The organism is Corynebacterium auriscanis, from assembly GCF_030408435.1.
In the GTDB taxonomy this organism is placed as follows: Bacteria; Actinomycetota; Actinomycetes; order Mycobacteriales; family Mycobacteriaceae; genus Corynebacterium; species Corynebacterium auriscanis.
In genome coordinates this window covers 307,504-334,094 of record NZ_CP047046.1, presented here as the reverse complement: position 1 = coordinate 334,094, position 26,591 = coordinate 307,504, and the positions used below count along the sequence as shown (strand labels likewise).

Here is a 26,591-nt window from a genome sequence, read left to right as displayed (position 1 = left end):
TGGGGTAATCCCAACTAATGAAGGCCACGCGCAGCCGCCAGCCTCCTCCGAAGCGCTGGTCGTGGACGATCCCCGCACCGTCCGCTTAGGCACCCTCGTTAGCCTCATCGTCGGATCATGCGTAGGCGCAGGCATCTTCGCCATGCCGCAAAACATTGCGTCCGTGGCTTCCCCCGGCGCCGCATTGATCGGTTGGGCGATCACCGGTGTGGGCATGCTCTGCATCGCGTATGTCTTCCAGGCACTGGCGCTGCGCAAACCACACCTAGATTCCGGCGTATACGCCTATGTCCGCGCAGGCCTAGGTGACTTCGTAGGCTTTGCCTCCGCCTGGGGATACTGGCTGGGAACCATCATCGCGCAGGTGGGTTACGCCACCTTGTTCTTCAGCTCGCTGGGATTCTTCGTGCCCATCTTCGACGGCTCGCGCCCATTCATTCAAGCAATCTTCGTATCGGGGCTGACCTGGACAATCTTCGCGGTGCTGTCCCGCGGTGTGCGCCAGGCGGCGATTATGAACGTGGTTGCGACGATCGCCAAGGTCCTGCCGATTTTGGCGTTCCTGGTGCTGGTCGCGTTCCTGGGATTCAACACGGAAGTCTTCACCTCTGATTTCTGGGGCCGTGCCGCAACCTTCGGGGATAACGGCAACGAAGTGCACTCCTTGACCGACCAAGTCAAAGGCATGATGCTATTCACGGTATGGGCATTCATCGGCGTGGAGGGCGCATCCACGTATTCCAAGCGTGCCCGCCACCGCAAGGATGTTTCCCTGGCCACGTTCCTGGGCTTCGTCATCGTCTTCTTGCTGCTCATGACCGTGAGCTTCCTCTCCTTCGGAGTGGTCTCCCGCGAGGAACTTGCCGCGATGGGGGACAACTCCATGGCCTCTGTCCTCGAGCACGTGGTGGGCCCCTGGGGCGCCGGCCTGATTTCTATCGGCCTGTGCATTTCCGTCTTGGGTGCGTACGTCTCTTGGCAGATGCTGTGCGCGGAACCAATCACCCTCATGGCCCAGGACCGCCTGATGCCGAAGATCGTGGGGCGCACCAACTCCATGGGCGCCCCGTACGTTGCGCAGCTGATGTCCGCGATCGTCATTCAGATCTTCATCGTCATCTTCTACCTCAACGAATCCACGTACACCACGATGGTCCAGCTTGCGACCTCCCTCTACCTGGTGCCTTACGTGTTCTCTAGCTTGTACCTTTTATTCCTGGCCACCCGTGGTCGCGGCATTTCTCACCCCGACGCCGGCAAGAAATTCGACCTCAGCGGTCCGGACGTCTCTGGTTCCACCAATCGCCTGCACCTAGTGCTGGGCCTGATCGCGTTCGTGTACTCCATCTGGCTGCTGTACGCAGCAGAACTGCACTTCGTACTGCTGGGCACGTTGTTGATCATCCCTGGCATGGCCATCTACGTTGCTACACGCATGGCCAACCGCGAGCGCATCTTCAATGCCTTCGAGTGGGTCATCGCCACGCTGGTTGTACTCTCCGCCATTGCGGCGCTCTACCTGATCATGACGGGCCAAGTAAGCCTGTAACTCGCAGCCACTGGCCCTCTCCACCGCGGAGCCTCGGCCCGAAACACCTTGCGCAACCGGGCAGAAATGTATTCTTCATTTATGCATCTGCTCCGGCTGTTACGTCAGTACTTAAAGCCATACACGTGGTATGTGGTTTTCGTCCTCATTCTGCAAACACTGTCCACCTTGGCAGTGCTATACCTCCCCACGCTGAACGCCCGCATTATTGACAAGGGCGTGGCCACCGGCGACATCGGCTACATCTGGTCCACGGGTGGGGTCATGGTCGGCGTGGCACTCGTCCAAGTTGTCACCGCCATCGTTGCCACCTGGTTCGGAGCGCGGGCAGCCATGGGTGTGGGCCACGATATTCGCCGGGATGTCTACCGCACCGTCGATGCCTACAGCGCCGAGGACATCGGCAAATTCGGCACCCCCACGCTGATCACGCGCGGCACCAATGATGTGCAGCAAGTTCAGATGGTGTTGCTCATGATCCTGAACTTCATGGTTATGGCCCCCATCATGAGCATCGGTGGCATCATCATGGCCGTCCGGGAGGATGTCCACCTATCGTGGCTGCTTTGGGTCTCCGTACCTGTCCTGCTGATCGTGGTGGGGTTCTTAGTGTCCAGGCTGGTACCCATGTTCACCGCGATGCAGGACAAAATCGATACGATCAACGAGATCATGCGCGAGCAAATCACCGGCATCCGCGTGGTCCGCGCCTTCGTCCGTGAGGATCACGAAGCCCAGCGTTTCGCAGCTGCCAACCGGGACATCACCGATATTTCCGTTCGCATCGGGCGCGTATTCGTGCTCATGTTCCCCGTCATCACGTTGATCTTGCACCTAGCTACGGCTGCCGTGCTGTGGTTCGGCGGCCACCGCGTGGACGATGGCCTAATGCAGGTGGGCTCGCTCACCGCGTTTATGCAGTACTTGCTGCAGATCCTCGTTGCCGTGATGATGGGAACGTTCATGGCCATGATGCTGCCCCGCGCGATCGTCTGCGCCGAGCGCATCAACGAAGTCTTCGACAACCAGCCCTCCATCGCCGATCCCGCCTCCCCGGTCGTTCCTGCGCGGTCCACTGGAACCGTCGAATTCAACAACGTCACCTTCGCCTATCCGGGTGCTGAATCCCCCGTGCTTCGCGACGTCAGCTTCACTGCCAAGCCCGGCCAAACCGTCGCCATCATTGGCGCCACGGGCGCGGGCAAATCCACCCTCATCAACCTCATTCCGCGGTTGTACTCCCCCACGTCCGGCCGGGTCCTCATCGACGGGGTGGACGTCCGCGACCTGTCCCGGCAGGATCTTGCCCAGCGCGTTGGCCTGGTCCCGCAAAAGGCATTCCTCTTTTCCGGCACCGTGGCGGATAACTTGCGCTTCGGTAATCGAGAGGCCACAGAATCCGATCTCTGGGATGCCCTCCGCATCGCCCAAGCCGAGGATTTTGTGCGCACCCGCACCACCGGCGAGGGCGAAACCACAGCTCACGGCCTTGAGTCATCCATCTCCCAGGGTGGCACGGACGTCTCGGGCGGTCAGCGCCAGCGCCTCTCCATCGCCCGGGCTCTCGTGGCTCAGCCGCGGCTGTTTCTTTTCGACGATTCCTTCTCGGCCTTGGATGTGAAGACCGACGCCACGCTGCGCAGAGCCTTGCGCTCCCACACCGGCGACGCGGTGGTGCTGATGGTCGCCCAGCGAGTGTCCACCATCGCCGAAGCCGACCTCATCCTCGTTATGGAAGCCGGCCGCATCGTTGCACGGGGAACCCACGAGGAGCTACTTCAATCCTCGGCCACCTACCAAGAGATTGTCCGTTCGCAGCTGAGTGCCGAGGAGGCGTCATGACACCTATGAAGCGGCACGGCCGCAAGTCCACCAAAGCAACAACACCCACCAAGCCAGCTACCAAGCCAGTCACCAAGTCAGCCACCAAGCCAGCTACCAGTGCCGATATCAGCGAGGCGGAAATCGAGGAACTCGGCGATTCCGTGGGCACCATGGACGGTTTCGGTGGTGGCAGCACACCCCGCAAGGCCAAGGCATTCTGGCCGTCCGCCACACGCATGGTGGGGTTGCTCGCCCCGCAAAAGGCCGCGCTCGCGGTTGTGTTTGCGATGGTCATCATCTCCGTGGTCTTGTCCGTGATCGCCCCGAAGATCCTGGGCAAGGCAATGGATGTGATCTTCGGGGGCGTCATCAGTAAACAGATGCCAAGTGGCATCACGAAGGAACAAGCCATCGAGGGTGCCCGCGCGCAAGGCCAAGAAAAACTCGCGGACATGTTGACTGCGGTGGATGTGGTGCCGGGACAGGGGATCGATTTCGACAAGCTGGGGCACTATCTGCTGATTGTGCTGGCGATGTACGCGGTCAGCGTGCTGTTCATGTGGCTGCAGGGGCGCATCCTGAATTCGCTGGTCATGCGGGTGATCTACGACCTGCGGCGCGAGGTGGAAAACAAGATCAACCGGCTGCCGCTGAGTTACTTTGATACTCGCCAGCGCGGCGACCTGCTGTCGCGCACCACCAACGATGTGGACAATGTGCAGCAGGCGTTGCAGCAGGCAATCAGTCAACTGATCCACTCGGCGCTGACGATCCTGGGCATCATCGTGATGATGTTTATTGTCTCGTGGCAGCTGGCCTTGATTGCGCTGGTATCGCTGCCGCTCACGGCGCTTGTCATCGGAATCATCGGCGGCAAAAGCCAGAAGCTTTTTGCAGATCAGTGGCGCGAAACCGGGCGGCTTAACGGTCACATCGAGGAAAGCTTCACCGGTCACGAACTAATTCAGGCTTACGGTCGCGGCGCCGATATGCAGGATGTTTTCGACGCCCGCAACGACCAGCTATTCGAATCTGCCAGCCGGGCCCAGTTTTATTCGATGATGATGATGCCTCTGATGCAGTGGCTGAGCTATTTGAGTTACGTGGGCATCGCCGTTGTGGGTGGCCTGCGTGTGGCTAGTGGTTCGCTGACGCTGGGCGATGCCACGGCCTTCATTCAGTACTCCCGTGAGTTCAATCAGCCCCTTGGCCAGTTGGCAGGAATGATGAACATGCTGCAGTCCGGCGTGGCTTCCGCCGAGCGCATCTTTGAGTTGCTGGATGCGGAAGAGGAGAAGCAGGATGTGGCTGGACTGGATGGACAGGCTGGGCAGGAGGCGGCTGGACTGGATGGGCGGAATGAGGCTGGGCAGAATGTAGCTGGACTGGATGGGCAGGCTGGGCAGAAGGCGGCCCGCTCTCCACTGGCCACCCGATCCGAGGGCGCGGTCGAGTTCCGCGACGTGAGCTTCAGCTACGTGGAGGACAAGCCCCTTATCCGTGACCTCAACCTGACGGTCCGCCCTGGCCAGACTGTCGCAATCGTTGGACCCACGGGCGCTGGCAAAACCACGCTGGTCAACTTGATTATGCGTTTCTATGAGCTTGACGGTGGGCAGATTCTGCTGGATGGGGTGGATACTGCCAGATTGTCCCGTCAGCAGTTGCGTTCGCAGGTGGGAATGGTGCTGCAAGATGCCGTGCTGTTCGAGGGGACGATCATGGACAACATCCGCTACGGCCGTTTGGATGCCACCGATGAGGAAGTCATCGCCGCGGCCAAAGCCACGTTTGTGGACCGCTTCGTTCATGCACTTCCCGATGGTTACCAAACCGTCATCAGCCAGGATTCGGGTTCGGTATCCGCCGGTGAGCGGCAGCTAATCACCATCGCGCGCGCGTTCTTGGCGGAGCCCGCGTTGCTGATCTTGGATGAGGCTACATCCTCTGTGGACACCCGCACCGAAGCTCTGGTGCAAAAGGCAATGTCTGCGCTGCAGTCGGATCGCACCTCGTTTGTCATTGCGCACCGTCTATCCACCATCCGCGACGCGGATGTCATCCTGGTCATGAAGGATGGCTCCATCGTGGAGCAGGGTAATCACGAAGAGTTGTTGGCTCAGGGCGGAGAATACGCACAGTTGTATGCGGCGAGCGTGAACTAGCAAGACCTGCTTGAACTAGCGCCGCTTTCCCCGCCGCTGCTCCCACAACACCACCGCAGTGGAACGTGGCACATGAACGATCTCGCCCCGCGAGCGCCCGCCACCTTCTCCCCGGTCCAGGCGGGTTTGCAACTCGGTGAGCTTGTGACGCAACATCGCGGCTTCCGCCTCGAGGGAATCAATTTCCCGGTTCAGGCGGGCGATGCGATTCTGCTGCTCAATGATCGTTTTTATCCCGGCGAGGTTCACACCCTCCTCGTGCGAGAGACGCTGGATTTCCCGCAGCTGATCAATATCCTCGCGCGAGTACCGGCGCCCGCCACCGCGGGTGCGCTCGGGTGTGACCAGCCCGATGCGGTCATACGTGCGCAATGTTTGCGCATGCATTCCCGTGATCTCCGCTGCTACGGATATGACGAACACTTCGCGCTTTTCCTCTTTTGGGGTGCCCGCAGCGTGTGACTTGCCCGCATTGCCCGCCCCCTCACGGTTCGATCCGGTTCCGTTACGGTCTTGTACTTCGGCCCCGTCCTGAGCCGTATGTTGGGCCCCATCATTGGCCGCATTCTTGGTCATGGTCTAGCTCCCATCCCAATTCTCACGCGGATCGAAGCCGGAGCGCTTCTCCTCTTCCGCGTATTTGCGTAGGGCACTCATCGCGCCCTCGTCCAGGTTCTTCGGCACTTCAACCTTCACGGTGACCAGCAAGTCACCGCTGGCGCCGTTCCTCTTGTTAACGCCATGCCCGCGCACCCGCAGCGTCGTCCCATCCTGAGTTCCCTGCGGGATCCGCACGCGCACCTTCGAATCGAGCGTGGGCACGGTCACCGCACCACCCAACACGAGCTCGCTGAAGCTCACCGGAACAGTCAGCTTCAGGTCATCCCCGCTGCGGGTGAAGATTTTGTCGGGCCGGACATGCACCGTGACGAACAGGTCGCCGGATGGCTTGCCACGCTCCCCTGCTGCACCCTGCCCCGCAAGGCGCACCTTTTGACCGTCGACCACGCCCGCGGGCACGCGCACCGTGATGGTCCGCGTCCGTGACTGCTGCCCGGAACCGGCACAATCTGCACACGGATCCTCCACGCGCGTTCCCGTACCCGCGCAGTCCACACATGGACGGGCGAAACCGAATCCGCCGCGCTGCTCGGACGTCACCCCTCGGCCGGAACACGTGGCACACGTCTTCAGGGTGGTCCCTGGTTTCGCACCGGAACCGTGGCACGTTTGGCACGGAGCAGGACTGGTCAGGCGGATCGGAACCGTCACACCTTTAGTCGCCTCGCGGAACTCCAGGGTGATCTCCGTTTCCACGTCCGTCCCACGAGTGGACCGCTGGGATTGGTGGCCGGCACCAGCGTGGCGTCGTCCCCCAGAAGAAGCCCCGAACACCCCGCCGAGCAGATCGGAAACGTCGAACCCTTCCCCGCCGAAGTCGGAGAACTTACCAAACCCGGCGGAGCCAAACCCGGACGAACCAAAACCACTGGAGCTAAACCCAGCCGAGCCGAAACCGCCCGTGCCAAACCCACCAGACGCAATCAGCCGCTTCAGCTCGTCGTACTCGGCGCGTTTTTCTTTATCGCCCAGCACGCTGTAGGCCTCCGAGGCCCGCTTGAACTTATCCTCCGCAACCGTATCGCCGGGGTTCTTATCTGGGTGATTCTCGCGGGCGATATGGCGGTAGGCCTTCTTAATCTCGTCCGCGCTCGCGGAGGAAGATACGCCGAGGTCACCGTAGTAATCCTTCTCGGCCCACTCATTTTGTGCCATGTCTTCTCTCCTTGTTGGTGAATGTTGTGTTGCTAGTTACGGCTGCGACCTTTGCGGTTGACGTGCGTAAGTGACTGTGCGCAAGTGACTGTGTTTCAGCCTTCGGTTACGTTCGTCTTCAGCCGTCGGTTCGCGCGAACCTCAAGTCAACTTGAGTCTACCGCGCTGAACTTTGGGAATCTAATTCTTATAACGACCACGCTCAACTTTTATTCCAGTTCTGTCGGATGGTCTCGGGTCCCTGCGCGCTTGCCACCTGTACCCACCCTGCGAACCGCCACTTGCGACCTGCGAACCGCCAACCATTCCCGCCCTGCGCCCTGCGACCTGCGCCCTGCGAACCGCCAACCATTCCCGTTTACCGCCGGGCACTTATCGCTAGGGTGGACATTATGACTCCTAAGAAGCGCTCGTGGCTTAACCGCCTTTTCGGCTCCCACAACTCACCATCCGAATCAAACGATGCGCCTGGGCCAACGCATGCTGGGCCGTCCCACCTTGAGCCGTCTCACCCTGGGGCAACTCATGCTGGGCCACCTCCTGCTGGGCCGCCGTCCGACATCCCTTCTACCGACGCCCCCTTGTCCCCCTCCCCAGTGCCCCCTGGGCATTCGCCGGAGGCTGGCCCCGAAGATCCACCGATCCCCCTCCGCGGGCTGGATCCGGAAGCATCGGATGCTTTGATCCGCCACATCGTGCGCACCCTCAACGAGCTCGGTTACGGCGCGAATCCCACTCCGGAGGTTGTCTACTACGAGAAGCCGCAGGACATCGACAATCAGGTACGGCACACTGGCCCCGCGCCGGGACCTTATGGCGGAACGCTGCCCGCCCCCGAGCTGAGCGAAGGGAACGTCATGGGGCTGGAGAACATCGTGAAGCAGGCCGCCCAGCTGCGGAACTTTGAGGAAGAGATGCCGCCCTTGGTGCACGAGTTCGTCACGGGTTTAGTTGCGTCACTGCAGACAGCGGAGAATCTACAGTCCACTCCGGATGCGGAGTTCTACCGACTGTTGCGCGTACGTTTGACCGCGATCGACCTTTTGCCTGAGAGCCTGCAGCTCCATGCCCGCGAGTTCAACCCGGATTCACCGGTGCGGCCGTTCTCGGATGCTTTATGTATCCACCTCGTTCAAGATTTACCTCATTCGGTGCTTGGCTTAAGCCCCGCATCCCTAAAGGATCGCGGGCCCGTGGAGGATTTATTCCGCATCGGTTTCCGCAACTTGTGGCAGGAACTAATCGATTCTGACCTACAGGTGCATTCCGTCAATGGCGAGCAGGGTAAGCCGGGGGAACGCATGTGGGTGTTTGAAGGCAGTTCTTATTACGTCGGCTCCGTCCCCATCCTCCTGGATGAGATCGCGGAGCGTTACCTACCGAGCATCGACCGCAGCGTGGGGCTGCTTTTTGCATCACCACATCGCCACATCACGCTAGTCCGGGAGGTGGATACGGGCGCGGATCTCATGGGCTCGATCGGGCTGATGGCCACCTTCGCTGCCGAGGAGTTCACCCAGCAGGCAGGCGCACTGAGCCCACGGTTAATGATCTCCCACATGGGTGAAATCATCACCTTTACCGACGTGAAATGGAAGGACGAACGCTCCGCAGAACTAGAGGTCAAGCCCACGGCCTACCTGATGGAGAAACTCAACCAGGGCTGGGAAGACGGCGAAGGACCTGGCGGCCTCGCGGGTCCGGGCGCAGGCCCCGAGCCCTCATGAGTCTTTTGGAGCTGTTCTTGGTCCACCACTTGGAATCAATTGCTCGTTGACCGAAAACCCCGCCGGAGTTAACCGGCGGGGTTTGAGTTTTCTAGGCTCGTTCGTCTTCTACGTCATACTCACCAACGGTGAATCTACTGCGGATCGGCCAGGATAATCATGGCGTGGCGCAGCACGCGGTCCTCCGCGCGGTAACCCTTGCGCAGGACGGTTCCAACCACTTTGTCATCGCCGGTGGAGGTGTCCTGCACCGCCTCATGCAGCTCGGGGTTGAATTCTTCGCCCTCGACGCCGAAAGCTTCCACCTTCACGGAGTTCAGCACGCCTTGGAGCTTGTCAGCCATAGCCTTCAAGGGGCCAGTGAGGTCACCGTGAGATTCAGCCAGATCCAAGTCATCCACAATCGGAAGCAGCTGAGCGGCAATATCCGCCCGGGCCCCAGCGATAACGGAAGCGCGGTCGCGCTCCACGCGGCGACGGTAGTTGGTGTACTCCGCCGTCACGCGCTGCAGGTCCTCAGTGCGCTCCGCGAGCTCCTTGGACAGAGCCTCCTCAGGATTAGCGGTCGCACCGTTTTCCATCGCAGCTTCCTCTGCTTCGCGAGTTTCCTCACTAACGGACTGCGCAGCCTCGTCGGCCACCGCATCGACCTCCGCAGCCGCAGCGGCCGCGGAATCCTCCTCAGAAGCCTCGTCGATCAAAGCCTCGGCCGCTGCATCAGCGTCGATGTTGGCGAAGTCCTGTGCGATGGCTTCCTCATCGGTGGAGCCGGGATCTCCCGGGTTCACGTTCTGATTGTCAGCCATTACTTCTTCTCGTCCTCCTCGTCGACTACCTCAGCGTCGACAACGTTGGGATCCTGGTCAGCGGAACCGGCGTCGGCACCACCAGTTGCACCGGCGCCAGCGGCACCTTCGGCAGCCTCGGCCTCGTAGATGGCCTTGCCCATCTCCTGAGATTCAGCGGACAACTTCTCGACGGCATCCTTGATGGCCTCGATATCGTCGCCCTTCAGTGCCTCGTCAACAGCCTTGGCAGCGTCCTCAACCTTGGTCTGCAGTTCCTCGGAGACCTTCTCCTTGTTGTCCTCGACGAACTTGCGGGTCTGGTACGCCATGGACTCAGCGGAGTTGCGAACTTCCTGCTCCTCGCGGCGCTTCTTGTCCTCTTCAGCGTGCGCCTCGGCATCCTTGACCATGCGATCAATCTCGTCCTGGGACAGACCGGAACCATCCTGAATCTTGATGGTGTTTTCCTTGCCGGTGCCCTTGTCCTTCGCAGTGACGTGGACGATGCCGTTGGCGTCGATGTCGAAGGTGACCTCGATTTGAGGCAACCCTCGAGGAGCTGGTGCGATGCCACCCAGCTCGAAGGAGCCCAGCAGCTTGTTGTGTGCAGCCATCTCGCGCTCGCCCTGGAAGACCTGGATTTGCACGGAAGGCTGGTTGTCCTCGGCAGTGGTGAAGGTTTCGGAACGCTTGGTTGGGATGGTGGTGTTGCGCTCGATCAGCTTGGTCATCACACCGCCCTTGGTCTCAATACCCAAGGAAAGTGGGGTGACGTCCAGCAGCAGCACGTCCTTAACCTCGCCACGCAGCACGCCAGCCTGCAGAGCAGCACCAACGGCAACAACCTCATCTGGGTTTACGCCCTTGTTTGGCTCCTTGCCGCCGGTTAGCTCCTTCACGAGCTCCGACACAGCTGGCATACGGGTGGAACCGCCGACAAGCACAACGTGGTCGATGTCGTTGACATTAACGTCAGCATCCTTCAACACAGCCTCGAATGGCTTCTTGGTGCGATCCAGCAAGTCCTGGGTGATGCGCTGGAACTCGGTACGAGACAGGGTCTCATCGAGGAACAGTGGGTTCTTGTCCGCGTCGACAGAGATGTACGGCAAGTTGATGGAAGCCTGCTGAGAGCTGGACAGCTCGATCTTTGCCTTCTCAGCGGACTCACGCAGGCGCTGCATAGCCATCTTGTCCTTGGACAAGTCCACACCGTTGCTGGACTTGAACTTCTCTACCAACCAGTCAACGATGCGCTGATCCCAGTCATCGCCACCCAGCTCGTTATCACCGGAGGTTGCACGAACCTCGACAACACCGTCACCAATCTCCAGCAGGGAGACATCGAAAGTACCGCCACCCAGGTCGAAGACCAGAATCGTCTGCTCCTTGTCGCCCTTCTCCAAGCCGTAAGCCAGAGCCGCAGCCGTTGGCTCATTCACAATGCGGAGCACGTTCAGGCCGGCGATCTGACCGGCATCCTTGGTGGCTTGGCGCTGGGCGTCGTTGAAGTAAGCAGGAACAGTGATCACTGCATCGGTGACGTCCTCGCCGAGGTATGCCTCCGCATCCCGCTTCAGCTTCATCAGCGTACGAGCGGAGATTTCCTGGGCGGTGTAATCCTTCTCGTCAATGGTGGTCTTCCAGTCTTCGCCGATGTGGCGCTTGACGGAACGGATGGTGCGGTCCACGTTGGCCACTGCCTGGTTCTTAGCGGACTGACCCACCAGAACCTCGCCGTTCTTGGCGAACGCAACGACAGATGGGGTGGTACGGGAACCTTCGGAGTTAGCGATAACCGTTGCCTCGCCACCCTCGAGTACGGAAACCACAGAGTTGGTGGTTCCCAAGTCAATACCTACTGCACGTCCCATGATGGGCTACCTCCTGTTTGTGTTAATCCTTCATTGGATTGTGTTGTCGGTCATCGAGCCTTTAGTGCGGATGACTCAACTCATGCTCTCCAGTATGCGGAAGATTTCGCTGGAGTCAAGTTTTCTTGAGTCATTCACGCTCAACCTGCTCACACCCTACTCAACTCACAACCCCTCAACCTTGTTCCCGATCGACTCAACTTTTTCCAAAAACTTTTTACTACGCTGGTCCCATGAGCTTTTCCATGCGCGTTTCCGCTTATCTGACTTCGCGACGGGCTTCTAATCCCGACGCCACACTGGGCGCCGCCCCGTCCCCCGCAGAACCACCACACATTCTGCGACAGCACTTTGCGCTGTCGATGCGTCACGTGGACATCACCCCACTGGGCAGTACCCCAGTGCGCAGCGCAGCACCGGGCAACCCAACACTGGGCAGCACCCCACTGCGCAGCACAGCACCAGGCAACCCAACACTGGGCAGTACCCCAGTGCGCAGCACAGCACCGGGAAACCCAACACTGCGCAGCACAGCACCCCCGACCTCCTTCCCCGTATGGTCCGTCGCACCCATGAAGTTTGAAGGCGTTACCGCGGAAGGTCCAAGCACCACATCCGAGAGCGACCACCTCGACGAGGTATCTCCCGCCAAGGCCGCAGACAAGGCTGTCTTGTACGTACTGCCAGGCGGGTTTGTCAAACCCATTCAACCGCGCAACTGGAACTTCGTGAGCCAGCTCGCCGAAGCCGGCCTGCGCGTGGACATTCCCCTCTACGGTCTAGTTCCCGACTACTCCGCCGCTCACGGTCTGCCGCTGATCCGCGAGTGTTACCGTCAGCTGGTCGCGGACCACGGCGCAGATAATGTCACAGTCATTGCAGATTCGGCTGGTGGCGGGCTGTTCCTGAGCGCGCTGGCATGGCCTTTCGGGGACAGCATGGCCGGCTCTAATGTTGCCGAGTCCCCCCTCCCCGCACCCAAGGCCATCGTCCTCAACGCCCCTTGGTTAGATATGGATCTATCTAATCCTGACATCGAGGAGTTCCTCCCCTCCGATCCCCTTCTAAACCCCCAGGTACTACGCCCCCAAGGTGTGCTGTGGGCCTCCGGGTTAGTCACTGCCGGAATTTGTTCCGACGCCGCCGCGACCCAACACCCCGCTGTCAGCCCGCTCCTGATGACCTCGGAAAAGCTATGCGAAGCCCTGTCCAGCCCCCGCCCCGCGCACACCTATATCTATTGCGGCACAAGGGATATTTCGCTCCCAGACTGCGGAAAGTTGGCGTCGAGAATAAAAGAAGTAGGGGCAGTAGCAACGCTGCACGAAGAAGAAGGGGCGATCCACATGTACCACCTCACAAATACTCCGGAAGGGCGTGCGGCGCGCAAGCGGATGATTGAGATCGCGACCACATAAGGGCCCCGAGTGAATTAGGCAACACATTTGTTGCTAATTAGCGCTGGTCAGCGGGCTGGCGAAAATTGAAAAAAGCCACCCCAAGACTGATATTGTGCCCTAGTAAGTAATTAGTTCATACATAATCCGGCACGGATATGAACTACTTGACAGAGTCACCCTGACTCACACCGGACTTGCGAGGAGCACAACATGGACCTGCTTGCAGCAGGGCAGGCGACCTCCAATGACATTCCGTGGAACATCACCATTCCGCTGGGAATCATTGGCGCGCTGCTTTCACTGCCCGCCTGGATCTTCTTCATCCGCGGCGCGGCGCAGATCTTTACCACGATCCGCCTCGGCCAACCGGCGCTGAAGAGGACGGATAACCCCGCCGGCCGACTGATGAACCTGATCAAGGAAATCATCGGCCACACCAAGATGGCCAAGAAACCGGGCGTGGCAATCGCCCACTGGTTCGTCATGGTTGGATTCCTGTTGGGATCCATGGTGTGGTTCGAGGCCTACATTCAGATCTTCAACCCCGAGGGTGGCTGGCCCATCATCGGCAACTGGGGCTTGTACCACTTCGTTGATGAGCTACTGGGTCTGGGCACCGTCCTGGGCATTATCGCGCTGATCATCATCCGTCAGAAGATCGGTGACAAGGATAAGAAGGCCCGCTTCTACGGCTCGAACTCCAAGGCCGCATACTTCGTGGAAGCCGTGGTCCTGATCGAGGGCCTGGGCATGATCCTGGTGAAGGCTTCCAAGATCGCTACTTTCGCCAGCTACGAGGGTGGCCATGCCGCAACGGACTTCTTCACCATGCAGGTGGCCAAGATTCTGCCGGAATCCCCGCTGCTGGTTTCCATCTTCGCCCTGATCAAGCTGCTGTCCGGCATGATCTGGCTGTTCATCGTTGGCCAGAACGTCAAGTGGGGTGTCGCTTGGCACCGCTTCATGGCGTTCTTCAACATCTTCCTGAAGCGCAACTCCGATGGTCGCAACGCCCTGGGCGCAGCAAAGCCCATGACCTCCAACGGTCGCATCCTGACCATGGAGAACGCCGACCCAGACACCGACAAAATCGGTGCGGGCACCATTGACGACTTCACCTGGAAGGGCTGGATGGACTTCACCTCCTGCACGGAGTGTGGACGTTGCCAAGAACAGTGCCCCGCATGGAACACCGCAAAGCCACTGAGCCCGAAGCTGCTGATCACCGCGCTGCGCGATAACGCTATCGAATCTGCCCCATACCTGAAGGCCGCCAAAGCCGAGAGCTCCCGTGGTGCTGGCATGTTCTCCAGCGGCACTGCGGTTCTGGACGACCCAGCCATCGACGCACACGCCGACATGCCGTTGCTGCAGCTGGTTGCTTCCGGCGAGCAAGGTGTAATCGATCCAGACATCCTGTGGTCCTGCACCAACTGTGGTGCTTGTGTTGAGCAGTGCCCAGTGGACATCGAGCACATCGACCACATTGTGGATATGCGCCGTTACCAAGTGCTGGTGGACTCCGAATTCCCAACCGAGCTGGGTGGCCTGTTCAAGAACATGGAAACCAAGGGAAACCCTTGGGGCCAGAACAACAACAAGCGTTCCGAGTGGATCGAAGCGGCCAAGGCAGACGGCATCGACATCCCGGTTTACGGCCAGGACATCGAGAACTTCGACGATACCGAGTACCTGTTCTGGGTTGGTTGTGCCGGCGTATACGACGACAACGCTGCCAAGACCACCCGCGCCGTGGCGGACCTGCTGTACACCGCTGGTGTGAAGTTCGCCGTACTGGGTGAGGGCGAGGGCTGTACCGGTGATTCCGCCCGCCGCGCTGGTAACGAGTTCCTCTTCCAGATGATGGCAGAGCAGAACATCGAAGTTCTGGACGACGCGTTCGAAGGCGTGCCACCGAAGCAGCGCAAGATCGTCGTGACCTGTGCACACTGCTTCAACACCCTGCGCAACGAGTACCCAGAAATGGGCGGCAACTACGACGTGGTTCACCACACGCAGCTGCTGAACAAGTTGATCCGCGAAGGCCGACTGGAGCCAGTGAACAGTCCTCAGACGGGGCGTCAGGTCACCTACCACGACCCATGCTTCCTGGGCCGCCACAACAAGGTCTTCGAAGCTCCGCGTGAGCTAATTGGTGCATCTGGCGCAAACTTGGTGGAGATGGATCGTAACCGCGACACCGGTTTCTGCTGTGGTGCCGGTGGTGCCCGCATGTGGATGGAAGAGCACATCGGCGAGCGCATCAACCTGAACCGTACGGATGAGGCGCTGGCGACGGGCTCCGACACGATTGCCGTGGGTTGCCCATTCTGTAAGACCATGATGAGCGACGGTGTCAACAACCGTCAGTCCGATATCGAGGACAAGAGCCAGCGCACTCAGGTTCTGGACATCTCCCAGATGTTCCGCGAATCCATCATGGTCGACGGCAAGCTGCCAGCGCCGAAGGAACCAGAGTTCCTGGTTGCTCCAGAGCGCGGTTGGGTTGATGAAGAGAAGCTGGCCCGCGAGGAGGCTGAGCGCAAGGCCGAGGAAGAGGCGAAGCGTCGCGCTGAAGAAGAGAAGAAGCGCAAGGCTGAGCAGAAGGCGGCCGAGGAAGCGAAGAAGAAGGAAGCTGCGGCAGCAGCGGGTGCTGGTGCTGCGGGTGCTGGTGCAGGCGCTCCAGCAGCTCCGGGTGCTCCATCCGCGGGTGCCCCAGCAGCTCCGGGTGCTCCAAGTGCTCCATCCGCAGGCGCTCCAGCAGCTCCGGGCGCCCCAGCAGCTCCAGGTGCCCCAGCTGCACCGGGTGCTCCAAAGGCTCCATCCGCAGGTGCCCCAGCAGCTCCAGGCGCTCCAAGTGCTCCATCCGCAGGCGCTCCAGCAGCTCCGGGCGCCCCAGCAGCACCGGGTGCTCCAGCTGCACCGGGTGCTCCAAGTGCTCCATCCGCAGGCGCTCCAGCAGCTCCGGGTGCTCCATCCGCGGGTGCCCCAGCAGCTCCGGGTGCTCCAAGTGCTCCATCCGCAGGCGCTCCAGCAGCTCCGGGCGCCCCAGCAGCTCCAGGTGCCCCAGCTGCACCGGGTGCTCCAAAGGCTCCATCCGCAGGTGCCCCAGCAGCTCCAGGCGCTCCAAGTGCTCCATCCGCAGGCGCTCCAGCAGCTCCGGGCGCCCCAGCTGCACCGGGTGCTCCAAAGGCTCCATCCGCAGGCGCCCCAGCAGCTCCGGGTGCTCCAGCTGCACCGGGTGCTCCAAAGGCTCCATCCGCCCAGGAAGAGTCCGCTGCGCCGGCTACCCCAGCCGCACCAGCTGCAGCCAAGACCACTTCTGACGGCAAGATCAAGCTTGGTGCAACCGCTCCAGCAGCACCGGGAGCTCCAGCCGCCCCTGGCGCGTCAGCAGCTGCTCCAGCTGCACCGGCACAGGCCGAGGCAGACGCTGAAACCGCGTCCGCTGAGGCCCAGGCTCCTCAGTCTCAGACCCCAGCAGCGCCGGGTGCACCATCCGCTCCGGGTGCTCCGGCTGCGCCAGCCGCTTCTGCGGAACCGGAAGCTCCAGCTGCTCAGAAGTCCGAGCCAGCTACGCCTTCCGCACCAGCACAATCGGGAGCTAGCACTGAAGGTGGTGTCATCAAGCTGGGCGCGATGACCCCAGGCGCACCGGGCGCTCCAGCGCCTGCTGCTCCATCGGCTCCTGCAGCTGCTCCAGCTGTACCGGCACAGGCCGAGGCGCCAGCAGCACCGGAAGCTCCAAAAGCTAAGGCACCTTCGGTACCGGCATCCGAGGAAGCTCCAGCCGAAGAGGTTCCGGCACAGGAACCACATACCGAAGAGGCTCAGGCCCCAACTGAAACCGAGGCTGCGGCAGCACCGGCGGCTCCAGCTGCGCCGGCTGCCAAGGAAGTTCCGTCCGAGGACAACGCTCCTGCGCAAGAGCAGGGCCAGTCCCAGACGAAGACCGAAGGCGGCATCATCAAGATCACGCCTAATGTCCCAGGTGCTCCCGGCGCCCCCAACGCTTGAGGCCTAACGCCTGAAACTGGGGAGAACCTCCGGTAACGACAACAACCGCATCTGCTCGAAAAAGCAGGTGCGGTTGTTTCTTTTCTCAAGCGCCCTCGCTCGACGTTTCTTTCCCCATGGGTACGAACTCTGCGTGTGCCAACGCTAGGAAACCAAAATCAATACACGCGCGATTTCCGGATTCGAAAAGCAGACTCAAATGCCTCAAAAAATCGCCTCAACGGCGCATCTCGTTCTGCTAATCGCAACAGGACAGCACATCTCGTTCTGCAAATCAGAAAAAGGGTCAGCAGAGCCGTTCTCTCAGAACAGCCGCCGCCCCCGCTGCCGCAACCTAATCACCGGATTCCGCCGCGCCGGCCCAAGTGCAACGACCGTACCCGCCAGCACTTCAGCTACTTCAATGCCCCCGAGCGGAACTCCACACCTGATCAAACGAGTCCGATAGTGCCATCCCCAGTCGTAAGCGCTGATAGCGATCCTCTTCGACAGGCACGTCGTGCACGATCGTGCGCAGTTCTTCTACATTGGAGGCATCAACCACATTTGCCCCAAGCCAGGACTCCTTGGCGTCGGTAAAAGGACCCGCCACATCCTGGTGGAACGAAGAAGGAATGGCTTCCTCCGCACGGCGAGGTAACCGTTGGCGCACAGCATATCCCCCCCAGGCGGGGGCGTTGTTGCCTAAACCATTCCTTGCACTAACTTTGTTCAACAAAGATGAATCACAGCATCATGCGGCTATTTACTGGGGAAATGACAGGAAATCTACATGACTCGTCATGCATCAGGCCACCTCAGGCGTGAAATTTGTGGCGCCATCTCAACAACATGGTTTTGATTTTTGCAGCACACGCGTAAAACCCCGCTCGAACCCGTAAGGTTTACGCCGTAAGTATCACATACTTACTTCGTTCAACGGTGCTCTCACACGGTTAACGAGAGAGCGTTGATGGATCTGGCACAGCCGTGTCGCGATGGCCACCCTAACCAGAAGTCTTCACTTCTTTTTTGGGTTTTGACGCCGAAAGCGTCCCCCACTCGCGGCACTCCTGGCGACTTAGTGGAGCTGATTGCGACGTGGTGAAGAAGAACCCAGATAACCAATGGGGCGCGAGTAACGAGCCGAATGATCATTGGGGCGCGGGCGACTTCCGTGGCGAAGTTCGCAATAACCAATGGGGTTCTCCTGGCCCCGGTGTTCACAAGCAACCTGAGGACGCAACGCAGGTTTTCCCCCGCCAGCCCGAAAGCGCGGATACCCCGCAGCGGCCCGCGGATGCCACATCATCCGCGCAGGCGAGGCAGTCCACTGACCCGCAGTGGGCGCCGGGCCCGTCCGTCCAGCAAGAACCAGCAGCAGCTGCGGATAGCTCCGCGGGCCCAGCTGCAAGTATCCCCGCGGCCTCGGCTGCAGGCTCACAGGCAGCGGCCCCCGCTGCTAAGAAGTCCTCGAAGTCCCGCGTGATACTCGCGGTGCTCGGAGTCCTCGCTCTGGTGGCGCTCGCCGCTGGCGGTTGGTACTACACTCAGCGTGGCGACGTCAACGAGCAGCCCGTGGCCGCCGACGACGCAGCAGCCAAGAAGAACGCAGAGGATGCCAAGCCCAGCGCTCCCACAACCAAGAAATCCGATGAAAGCTCCGAGGCTCCAACGTCGACGGAGCAGGCGGCTGGCCAGGACAAGGGCCCCTGTGATCTGGCCGTCGCAGTTCCCGGCGTTGCAAACACGGTCTCATTGTTTTGCGATGGCCAGTGGATGCTGGCGGGTGTGGATCACACTTCTAACATGGGGCTTTTCTACTGGACTGGGGACGAGTGGGGTACCTATGACACTGATGGGGACCACAGAAGCGGTTCGGAAGATCGTTGTTACTCCTACGGGAAGCTGAAAGACGCTAATGCGCCTGGTCAACTTCTGAATCTGTTAGATGACAAGACCATGCTCTGCAATGAAGCCGCACGCATGGACTCCGACCTCGGCAACGCCCCGCGACTATCACAGCCCAAACAACCCCCATCGGATGAGGGGCGCGACTCTGGCCGGTACTCGACCATTCAGTGCGACGGCCGCTATGTCGTCATTGTGGATTCCGTTCTGATCTACCCCGGCCAGGATCCCCGCCCATTCGTAAAGGCCAGCCTTACCGCCAACCCCAGCGCGAAAGCGACAACTCCAGGCGCATGCGGATCCCTCCGTGGCTCGGTAGACGGAGCGGACGTCTACCCCGTCTACTACGACTACGGCAGCGACCGCGCCGGGGCGTGCGCTGCCGAAGCTCGCGGTGAGGGTAACGCCCGCAAGCTCCAGGCCGCCGCCGATTACAGCTCCCCCTGTTAGTCCCCCACCCACGCTCCTCCCGCGCACCTGAATACCCCACTCTCCCAACACGCAACTCCTGCACCCCAGTTCCGCACCTCACTCCCCCGATTCACTACCGACCCGACCCACGAAAGGAACCCCTATGGCCCACTACAACATTTACGATGACCTCGGCATCGACCGCAATCTCGAGTCCTCGCGCATCGTCAATCTCATTGACGAACGCCTCAGCTCCACTCCGCGCGACAACGTCGCGGATTTTGACCGCCTCACTACCTCTCGCCACCTATTCGAGGACGATTCTCGGCGCAGCGCCTACGATAAAGCCCTTGACGATCCGGACCACCCGGACATCACGATCGGTAGTTTCCGCGCCTTCGCGGATGGCACCTACTCCACCCAGTCCACCAAGGCCTCGGCACAGGCGTCGCCGTGGCCAGCATCACAGCTTTCGGCTCCTGGCTCTACTTTCTCTACCCCCTCCAGCTTCTCTAACTCTCCTACCTTTTCGGATTCGACGCCCCCGTCGTCCCCATCCCACCAAGCATCAGCAGGACCTTTAAACTCACTGGGCGCTGCATCCCATTCGGAAGCCTCGTGGAACCCTAACCGGGTCAATCTGCCTTCCCCTGCCGCGACGAGCACCCACATGGGCGCCCTACCCAACAACGAAACCGGTATTATCCCAGATCAGCCTGCATCCGCAGGTTTCGATCTACGCACTCTTGCTGTTCCGCCAAGCCGCAAGCGCACCCAGTCCCTCATGTGGCTCATCGGTTGGGGAATTATTTTGTTCCCTTGGCTGATCCTCCCCCTTATTTATCTCTTCGGCGGCCCCTCAGAGTCCGCGAGTTTGTCGGAAGCTTTCGATCACGAGGCAACCCTGCTTGCCATAGCCGTCTTTACCTTGCTTCACACCGCAGCGATGCTGGTTCTACTGAACTTTGTCTGGCACCTGCGCATCTACCTAGGAAGGAAGTTGAAGTAATGAAGCGGATTGCCACGCTAATCGTCGCAGCAGGGCTCGTCATCTCCGGATGCTCAACAATGGAGAACGAAACGGCGTCGTCCCAAAAAGAACAACCCGAAACAACACCCAGCGTCGAAGCTACCCCGCAAACCCCCTCCAAAGACCAGCCCTCCCCTACCCTGACATCGAAACGCGAGCTGCCGCCGAACGTGCGAACTTCACGCGACCGCGAAAGCGAGCATTCTAGGAAATTGCCATCGGCACAATGCGGTTCCGATAGTGCCACTCAGGCGGTGCGGGACAATATCTCACGGGTCAAACCCAACACTTGGGATTGGGATGCGAGCACCGCGGATATTGATGGCTACGACCCCTGTGCGCCCCTGTCGTGGATTACAGTGACGATTCATGGCGCGACGTCGTCGTCGCCGTTCCAGATCATGCTATTCAACTACGGGGAATACTTAGGAACCACCACATCGGAGGCATACGGTTTCATGCCGACCGTGACGCGTGCGGGTGATGACGCTCTTAATGTGGTTTATCACTACCCACTGCCTGGCGAAAGTAACGCGGAACGCTCCGGTGAGGCGCACGCCAGTTTCCGGTGGAGTGAGTCCGCTGGCCGCATCATCATGACTGGTAACGTGCCACCACAGTAGGCTTGGTGCCTGCTATGGGGGTGGCACCTTCGGGTGCCACCCTCACTTGTTCGATGAGTTGTGGACAATTCATTCCAGAATGTTTATTCTTAAACCATGGCTAGACCACGAGAGTTCAACGAACGCGACGTTCTTCGCGCCGCGATCGTCACCTTTGGCACACACGGATTCAACGCACTATCGGTGGATACGGTCCTGAAGGAGTTGGGGTTGAACCGCTCCAGTTTCTATAAGATTTTCGGATCTAAACACGGTTTATTCCGCATGGCGTTAGAAACGGTTTGTCAAAGTGCAGAGGAGGGCATTGTCGATTATGACGCTAAAAACCTCGTCCTCGTTGCACTCACGGAACTAGCCCCCACTAGCAAAGACATCCGCGCTCGCACGCACGAAGCCGTTCGACTTTGCTTTAACGACGATCCAGCTGAGTTAGGCCAACACGTCCTATCCCGCGCCGGCCACTGAACTCCGCGCGAGCAGACCCGGGCTCCGCGCAAGCAACCCGAGACCCGCGCGAGAAGCCTGGCCCTCTCACTGGTCACACCCCAGACACTCCCGCCCTCTCACACCAAGGAGATTTCCATGCGCAACAAGATCACTTTTACCGAAGAAAACCTCGTCGTAGAGCCCCAGGGCCTCGACAAGCTGTGGTCTTTCACGGGCGCCCTCACGATCCCATGGAACCACGTGCGCGGCGCCACTCACGATCCCGGGATGAAGAAAGAGCCCAAAGGTTTCCGAGCTCCCGGTCTGCGCATTGGGCAAAAGCTCAGTGGCACGTTCCACTCCGATGGTGAACGCACCTTTTATAACGTCAATGGCTTTGAGAACGCCCTTGTCGTCGAGCTGGTTGACGAGCACTTCACACGTCTCGTGGTCACCGCAGACAACCCGGCCGATCAAGCTCAGGCCATCAATTCCCACGCGCGCGCTGAATGATGGCACATTGTGTGTCTCTCCAATTCTGATCGCACATTGCCCTTCGCCCAGAGAAAGCAATCGTGACTAATCGCTGAAACGGCGGCAGGCCACAATCTAGTGCGGAAACCCGCTTACAATCGAAGCTTCTCAAGAAGAATACGGTGTTGATAGGCCAGTCCATCTTCACCGTAAAAGGACGCCGCCGGAGGAGACCAAGGCTGTTCCAATTCGCGGAGGATCAAATTTGCCAAATTTTCGCTTGAGATGGAAGGCTGAACAACAACGTGCCCCAGTGTTTTAAGCCATTCCGAAATACCCGTTTCGGAAGTTACCACCAGCCGTAGCCCCATCGAAAGGGCCTCAAGATTAGCGCTACCCACTTGCTCTCCACCGCGTTTCCGTGGCATCGACAGCTGGAAGTGAGTACCACACCGAGAGAGTATTTCGAAGACTCGCTCCCGGGTGACATCAATTTCAACCGTTACCTCTGGTCGTGATCGAGCCCACTCCACCACTTCCTCTTCCATTTCACCTATACCGGCGATATGCAGAGTTGCATCCGAACGCGCCTCCGCGATTTTTTCCCATGTATCCAGCATTAAAGGTATGCCTTTAAATCTGGACAATCGCCCAATGAATGCGAATTGAGCAGGCAACCCTTGCGTGGTTCCCCGTTGACGAGGTTTAGGTAATACCACCCGAGACCTGGGAGCAATCCAGCGATCAAATACCGGACCCAATAATTCCTTGTATGTATCACGCGCCGCATCGGTACCGAAAACCCAATGAGAAATCACCAGACTTTGGGGGAGCACGACAATCGACCCCAATACTTTCCGCAACCTAACCGGAACGACATCAGGCAACTTCAATACCGCAGTAGGCGGCGCGTTATCAATGCATATAGTCCCCATCCTAGGCGTCTGCAGACGCACCCAACGACCGAGCAAAACTCCGGTAATAAATGGCACGGTCAACGGATACTGTCTAAACCACAACGGTTCAGGCACAACAACTACATTCGAACGCGATCGAAACCCTTGAATAAAAGCGTTTTTAGGCGAGACTTTGATAATTTCATCTTCAGTCTGCAATCCATTTTTGGCGTAAGTCAGCTTGCCTCCATAAATTGTTGCTTGACCTTGCCCCGCCAATGCCTCAACGAAATAAGGACGCAATTCGGGAAGGAGAATATCGAAACGATCGTCGCGCACGTGATTTCCCTTTTTCGTCATAATAAGCTCCACCCTGAAGCTATACGTTTATCATACACGCCCTACTCCTAACATAGACGTCGATTTTAGCTTTAAAAAGAGAGTTGAGCGTTGACCTTTTATAAACGAGTCTCAGACCTGAGGTTTGAATGGCCTTGGTCGGCCGCGCGGGGTGCTGACGGTTGGGTCTCCTGGGATCCAGAAACGCAGTGGGGCCTCGACGTTTTTGCTGATCCCGATGCGTTTTCCCGCGACGAATTCTACGGGTTCAGTGGCGCGCCGGAAGTACAAGACGGGCAGCGAAACCGCGGCGGACGAGACAGCCCGCTCAGCCGAACCAACCGGGTTAGACGAATCAGACGGGGCCGGTGCCGTTGCGGAATCGGACTGCGCAGAGGAATCAGGGATCTCACCTTGGCGAACCTCTGCCCCGTTGAGCTCGAGGTCAAACCCCATCGCCTGCCCGAGGTTTCCGGGGCCGCGGGCCAGCGCGGCGTCGAGGGCCTTAGGTCCCCGACGGCGCCGTGCAACGTTGTAACCTGCGACGACCTCCCCGCCCCGCAGCAGCACTCCGCCCGCGTGCCCATCAGGGCTGCATACCAGGTTCCCGGCGCGGTGGATGCCGTAGCTCGCGTAAACATACAAATGGGACGAAGGGCCGAACATCGTTGCGCACCGAGGGGTGGGACCCTTGAAGGCGTGAGACGCCGGATCGCTTTCGCCCAGGTAAGCCTCCACCTCGGTGATTCGCACAGCCACGTGCCCTAAGCGCAGAATCCCGCCCAACAGTTGCGGGGCGACTACGTCAGCGGGCTGATCGAAATCGACCAGAACCTGGTCTGGGACGCTCGCCATGCGGGTAGCGAAGGCATCGGTCGAGTCAACTTTTGTGCCGTCAGTCATGTCGCCAGTCTAGGTGAGCTGGGATCAGGCAAAGACTGGCGGTGGAGTTCTCCATCCACGCTACGAGCTCCTCGGCGAACTCCACCCCAGGGTTCAACCGCGAGTCATAAGAGGTTCGAGAGCACTAGCGAACAAACGCGTGACGGATGATGTTCCCGAAGAAGTGATCCAGGATGGCAATCAGCGCCAGCACACCGCCGAAAATTCCAAACCATTTAGTGAACGTCCACCACAACGACGTTTTGGAATCTCCCGGCGATTTGTCCGTCGAGGAGTTGTCGCCGTCTTCGGGGCTGACAGAGCCTGACGAATCACTCAACGCCGGGGGTTTACCCGATGCTGATCCACTTGGCGTCGGTTGACTGGGTGTTGATTCACTGGGCATTGGTTCACCAGATGTTGGTTTGCCGGGTATCGGTTTATGAGGTGCGTCAGCCGTTCCCGTAGGCATCGGCTCTTCACCCGCCGGTGTTTTACCCTCACCCGTTCCCTGCTCTAAGGGTTCGTAGCCTTGCCCTTTGTCTACGACCGGCGGAATGAAAGAAGGATCGTAGACTTTCCGCAGCACATAGCGTTCTTCGCCTTCACCTGGCGCATCGTCATAAGAGGGTACAAAAATCGTTCCCTCATCCAGCAACAGCATCCCGCCATGGAGGTACTCGTTGGTCTTTGCGCCCTTCGGAATAGCGATATCTTCTGCCGCTTCCCGTTTTAAAGTTTGAGTGTTCAACCTTTTAAGATGCCCGTCATTAGCATCCAGCGCAAGCAATGTGCCACTGTGCGTGAGGACAGCATTTCCCCATACTTTGATATCACTGTGTTCGCCATCGGCGACATCTTCCCGACCCGCCGATACATCATTAATTCGATGGAGCTGACCGTTTTCATAGCGGAGAGTCTGCGCAAAGGAGTACTCAGGCTGCCCGATGGAGTTATACCGAACGATTGTTTCACCATTGGTTCGTGCAGCCGTAGTCTTCATGCCAGACTCAGAACTCGCCGATTCTGAGAACAAACGAGCAGACAGTTCAGGTGCGGATGCATCAATTCCCACCATCAGACCGAAATACTTCTTGTCATTTTTCATCGCGGAGCTAGAACCCGAGTTCAAAATGAAACTGCCGTCCTTCATCGCCAGTAGGTCATGCTTAACTGGGAAGCCCGCTTGCGCTTCCCCATACATGCCTTCGGGTTCAATAAAACCCGCATCTGCCACCAAATCTGATTGACGTGGCAGGTCAGTAGGAGAGACCGCCCCGCTATTCAACACTGCGGCCTGCTTCTCGGTCACCGCTAGAACCCTATCCGACCAGTGGTTGTAACCAATCGCCGTGACAGGGTCCGCAAAAGTATGCACCACGACGGGCTGACCAAACCCTGTCTTCACATCAACGTGTACTTTGTATACGGTTTGGAAATCGTCGTTAAATGGCCGCGATTCAGAATTCTGCTTTCCAACAAAATAAAGGTCCTGGTTGCGATCATCAAAAGCCACTGCACCGTATTCATTGAGACGCACATGCTGCGAATGCACTTCGCTCAAATCACGATCCAATAGGGAAAAACCAGCTTTCGCCACGGGGCTCCATCGGTAATCTGCCGTTGCAACAATGACATGGTCTTTCAACGCAAACAGCTCACGGCGCCGTTCGTAAAGCGCCTCATTGTCAAACTTTCGCGTGGATACGGCGAACGCTGCGCCGTCGGTGGACGGCCGAGCAAAACCTTCCAGTCCCGATACGTCGAAACTGAACGTAAGCGAATCCAATCCCACACCTACCGGGTAGAAATGAGAAAACATTTCGTGGCCTTCTCGGGTCAGCGTGCTGGGAATCTCCGACCATGTCACTACGCTCCCACTGGTCTTAAAGTCAGCATTCGCAGTGTGCAGCTGCGCGATTGGCTTGGAATCATCCACCCCTGAGTTGAGGTAAACATTTCCACTCGGATACTGCTTTGACGTGACGGTCGCATAAACAAAAGATCCCTCTGGACTGATGACAATGCGCGGATTCTCGATTTTCAGATCGAGCTGACACTTATCCTGCGCCTCACGGTCACAGTACTTCTTGTACCGCACGCCGCCACTGAACTTCGCTTCGAATCGTTCATTCTCGCGATCATAAGTTCTTGCCTTAATTGAAAAGCCGAACCTGTTCTTTTTCTCATTCTCCGTGGCAGTGCCGATCAACTCGGTCGGTCCGTGCGTGTAGTTATTGAATGAAGATCGAATTCCCCACGTCATCGTCCCGACGTCAACGGACAGCGGTGTAGTTGAGGTTTCAGTTACGGGTGGGCTCACTTGCGCATAAGCCGGAACCGCCACACCGGCTGACAACAAAGCACAAATCGCCGCAAGCGAAACAGCACCGTGGCGGGCAACAGTAGTTTTCAAGGATGCTCCAAACACTCCAAAGGGATGAGACACCCCGGAGATTACCTACTAAGGTTTGCCTAACCTATATCCTACGGAATCAGT

Annotated in this window: 19 protein-coding genes; 11 read left to right on the top strand and 8 right to left on the bottom strand. The window is 59.0% G+C overall.

What is annotated here, in order from left to right; translation table 11 throughout:
* Positions 1 to 61: 61 nt before the first annotated feature.
* The 3 genes from CAURIC_RS01345 to CAURIC_RS01335 all read left to right on the top strand — a co-directional run bounded on the left by CAURIC_RS01345 (position 62) and on the right by CAURIC_RS01335 (position 5,538).
* Complete coding sequence (locus CAURIC_RS01345; RefSeq protein ID WP_235700857.1) at positions 62 to 1,549, top strand: basic amino acid/polyamine antiporter; 1,488 nt, start codon at positions 62 to 64, stop codon at positions 1,547 to 1,549.
* A gap of 81 nt (positions 1,550 to 1,630) precedes the next feature.
* Positions 1,631 to 3,391, top strand: a complete 1,761-nt coding sequence (locus CAURIC_RS01340) for an ABC transporter ATP-binding protein (RefSeq protein WP_035116305.1) — start codon at positions 1,631 to 1,633, stop codon at positions 3,389 to 3,391.
* Entirely contained in the window at positions 3,388 to 5,538 is a 2,151-nt protein-coding gene (locus CAURIC_RS01335; protein ID WP_425474813.1) for an ABC transporter ATP-binding protein, read from the top strand. Before CAURIC_RS01340 ends, CAURIC_RS01335 begins: the two co-directional genes overlap by 4 nt.
* A gap of 15 nt (positions 5,539 to 5,553) precedes the next feature.
* Here CAURIC_RS01335 and CAURIC_RS01330 read toward each other — a convergent pair whose 3' ends face one another.
* Together CAURIC_RS01330 and dnaJ are read right to left on the bottom strand one after the other, a co-directional pair.
* Positions 5,554 to 5,961 carry a heat shock protein transcriptional repressor HspR gene (locus CAURIC_RS01330; protein WP_035116355.1) on the bottom strand — a complete coding sequence of 136 codons (408 nt, stop codon included), beginning with the start codon at positions 5,959 to 5,961 and terminating at the stop codon, positions 5,554 to 5,556.
* A 156-nt stretch (positions 5,962 to 6,117) separates the two neighbouring features.
* Positions 6,118 to 7,314, bottom strand: coding sequence for a molecular chaperone DnaJ (gene dnaJ, locus CAURIC_RS01325; protein ID WP_035116307.1), 1,197 nt, complete (start codon positions 7,312 to 7,314; stop codon positions 6,118 to 6,120).
* Between the two features lie 392 nt (positions 7,315 to 7,706).
* Here dnaJ and CAURIC_RS01320 point away from each other — a divergent pair, with 392 nt between their 5' ends.
* Entirely contained in the window at positions 7,707 to 9,041 is a 1,335-nt protein-coding gene (locus tag CAURIC_RS01320) for a hypothetical protein (RefSeq protein ID WP_290183052.1), read from the top strand.
* A 134-nt stretch (positions 9,042 to 9,175) separates the two neighbouring features.
* Here the strand turns inward: CAURIC_RS01320 and grpE are convergent, their stop codons facing one another.
* Both grpE and dnaK read right to left on the bottom strand, forming a co-directional pair.
* A complete protein-coding gene (grpE, locus tag CAURIC_RS01315) occupies positions 9,176 to 9,847 on the bottom strand; it encodes a nucleotide exchange factor GrpE (protein ID WP_035116309.1) in 672 nt (223 codons plus the stop codon).
* Entirely contained in the window at positions 9,847 to 11,703 is a 1,857-nt protein-coding gene (gene dnaK / locus CAURIC_RS01310) for a molecular chaperone DnaK (RefSeq protein WP_035116312.1), read from the bottom strand. Before dnaK ends, grpE begins: the two co-directional genes overlap by 1 nt.
* A 233-nt stretch (positions 11,704 to 11,936) precedes the next feature.
* On the opposite strand from dnaK, the gene CAURIC_RS01305 reads away from it, so the two are divergent.
* Together CAURIC_RS01305 and CAURIC_RS01300 are read left to right on the top strand one after the other, a co-directional pair.
* Entirely contained in the window at positions 11,937 to 13,121 is a 1,185-nt protein-coding gene (locus CAURIC_RS01305) for an alpha/beta hydrolase fold domain-containing protein (protein ID WP_156963628.1), read from the top strand.
* 192 nt (positions 13,122 to 13,313) lie between these two features.
* On the top strand, positions 13,314 to 17,120 hold the full coding sequence (locus tag CAURIC_RS01300; RefSeq protein ID WP_290183049.1) for a (Fe-S)-binding protein: 3,807 nt from the start codon (positions 13,314 to 13,316) through the stop codon (positions 17,118 to 17,120).
* 400 nt (positions 17,121 to 17,520) lie between these two features.
* On the opposite strand, the gene CAURIC_RS01295 is transcribed toward CAURIC_RS01300, so the two are convergent.
* Complete coding sequence (locus CAURIC_RS01295; protein WP_035116322.1) at positions 17,521 to 17,772, bottom strand: hypothetical protein; 252 nt, start codon at positions 17,770 to 17,772, stop codon at positions 17,521 to 17,523.
* Positions 17,773 to 18,200: 428 nt separating this feature from the next.
* Here CAURIC_RS01295 and CAURIC_RS01290 point away from each other — a divergent pair, with 428 nt between their 5' ends.
* The 5 genes from CAURIC_RS01290 (at position 18,201) to CAURIC_RS01270 (ending at position 22,013) form a co-directional block, all read left to right on the top strand.
* Entirely contained in the window at positions 18,201 to 19,460 is a 1,260-nt protein-coding gene (locus tag CAURIC_RS01290) for a hypothetical protein (RefSeq protein ID WP_052095236.1), read from the top strand.
* Between the two features lie 124 nt (positions 19,461 to 19,584).
* The gene (locus CAURIC_RS01285; RefSeq protein ID WP_290183048.1) at positions 19,585 to 20,430 is read left to right on the top strand and encodes a hypothetical protein; all 846 of its coding nucleotides are present in this window, start codon (positions 19,585 to 19,587) and stop codon (positions 20,428 to 20,430) included.
* A complete protein-coding gene (locus tag CAURIC_RS01280) occupies positions 20,430 to 21,074 on the top strand; it encodes an LppP/LprE family lipoprotein (RefSeq protein ID WP_052095237.1) in 645 nt (214 codons plus the stop codon). Before CAURIC_RS01285 ends, CAURIC_RS01280 begins: the two co-directional genes overlap by 1 nt.
* Positions 21,075 to 21,170: 96 nt before the next feature.
* Positions 21,171 to 21,539, top strand: coding sequence for a TetR/AcrR family transcriptional regulator (locus CAURIC_RS01275; RefSeq protein ID WP_035116329.1), 369 nt, complete (start codon positions 21,171 to 21,173; stop codon positions 21,537 to 21,539).
* A gap of 117 nt (positions 21,540 to 21,656) precedes the next feature.
* A complete protein-coding gene (locus tag CAURIC_RS01270; protein ID WP_035116331.1) occupies positions 21,657 to 22,013 on the top strand; it encodes a hypothetical protein in 357 nt (118 codons plus the stop codon).
* A 113-nt stretch (positions 22,014 to 22,126) separates the two neighbouring features.
* Here CAURIC_RS01270 and CAURIC_RS01265 read toward each other — a convergent pair whose 3' ends face one another.
* The 3 genes from CAURIC_RS01265 to CAURIC_RS01255 all read right to left on the bottom strand — a co-directional run bounded on the left by CAURIC_RS01265 (position 22,127) and on the right by CAURIC_RS01255 (position 26,507).
* Complete coding sequence (locus tag CAURIC_RS01265) at positions 22,127 to 23,230, bottom strand: glycosyltransferase (RefSeq protein WP_156963630.1); 1,104 nt, start codon at positions 23,228 to 23,230, stop codon at positions 22,127 to 22,129.
* A gap of 111 nt (positions 23,231 to 23,341) precedes the next feature.
* Complete coding sequence (locus CAURIC_RS01260) at positions 23,342 to 24,064, bottom strand: DNA-3-methyladenine glycosylase (RefSeq protein WP_035116363.1); 723 nt, start codon at positions 24,062 to 24,064, stop codon at positions 23,342 to 23,344.
* Positions 24,065 to 24,236: 172 nt separating this feature from the next.
* Positions 24,237 to 26,507, bottom strand: a complete 2,271-nt coding sequence (locus tag CAURIC_RS01255) for an HtaA domain-containing protein (protein WP_172644116.1) — start codon at positions 26,505 to 26,507, stop codon at positions 24,237 to 24,239.
* Positions 26,508 to 26,591 lie beyond the last annotated feature (84 nt).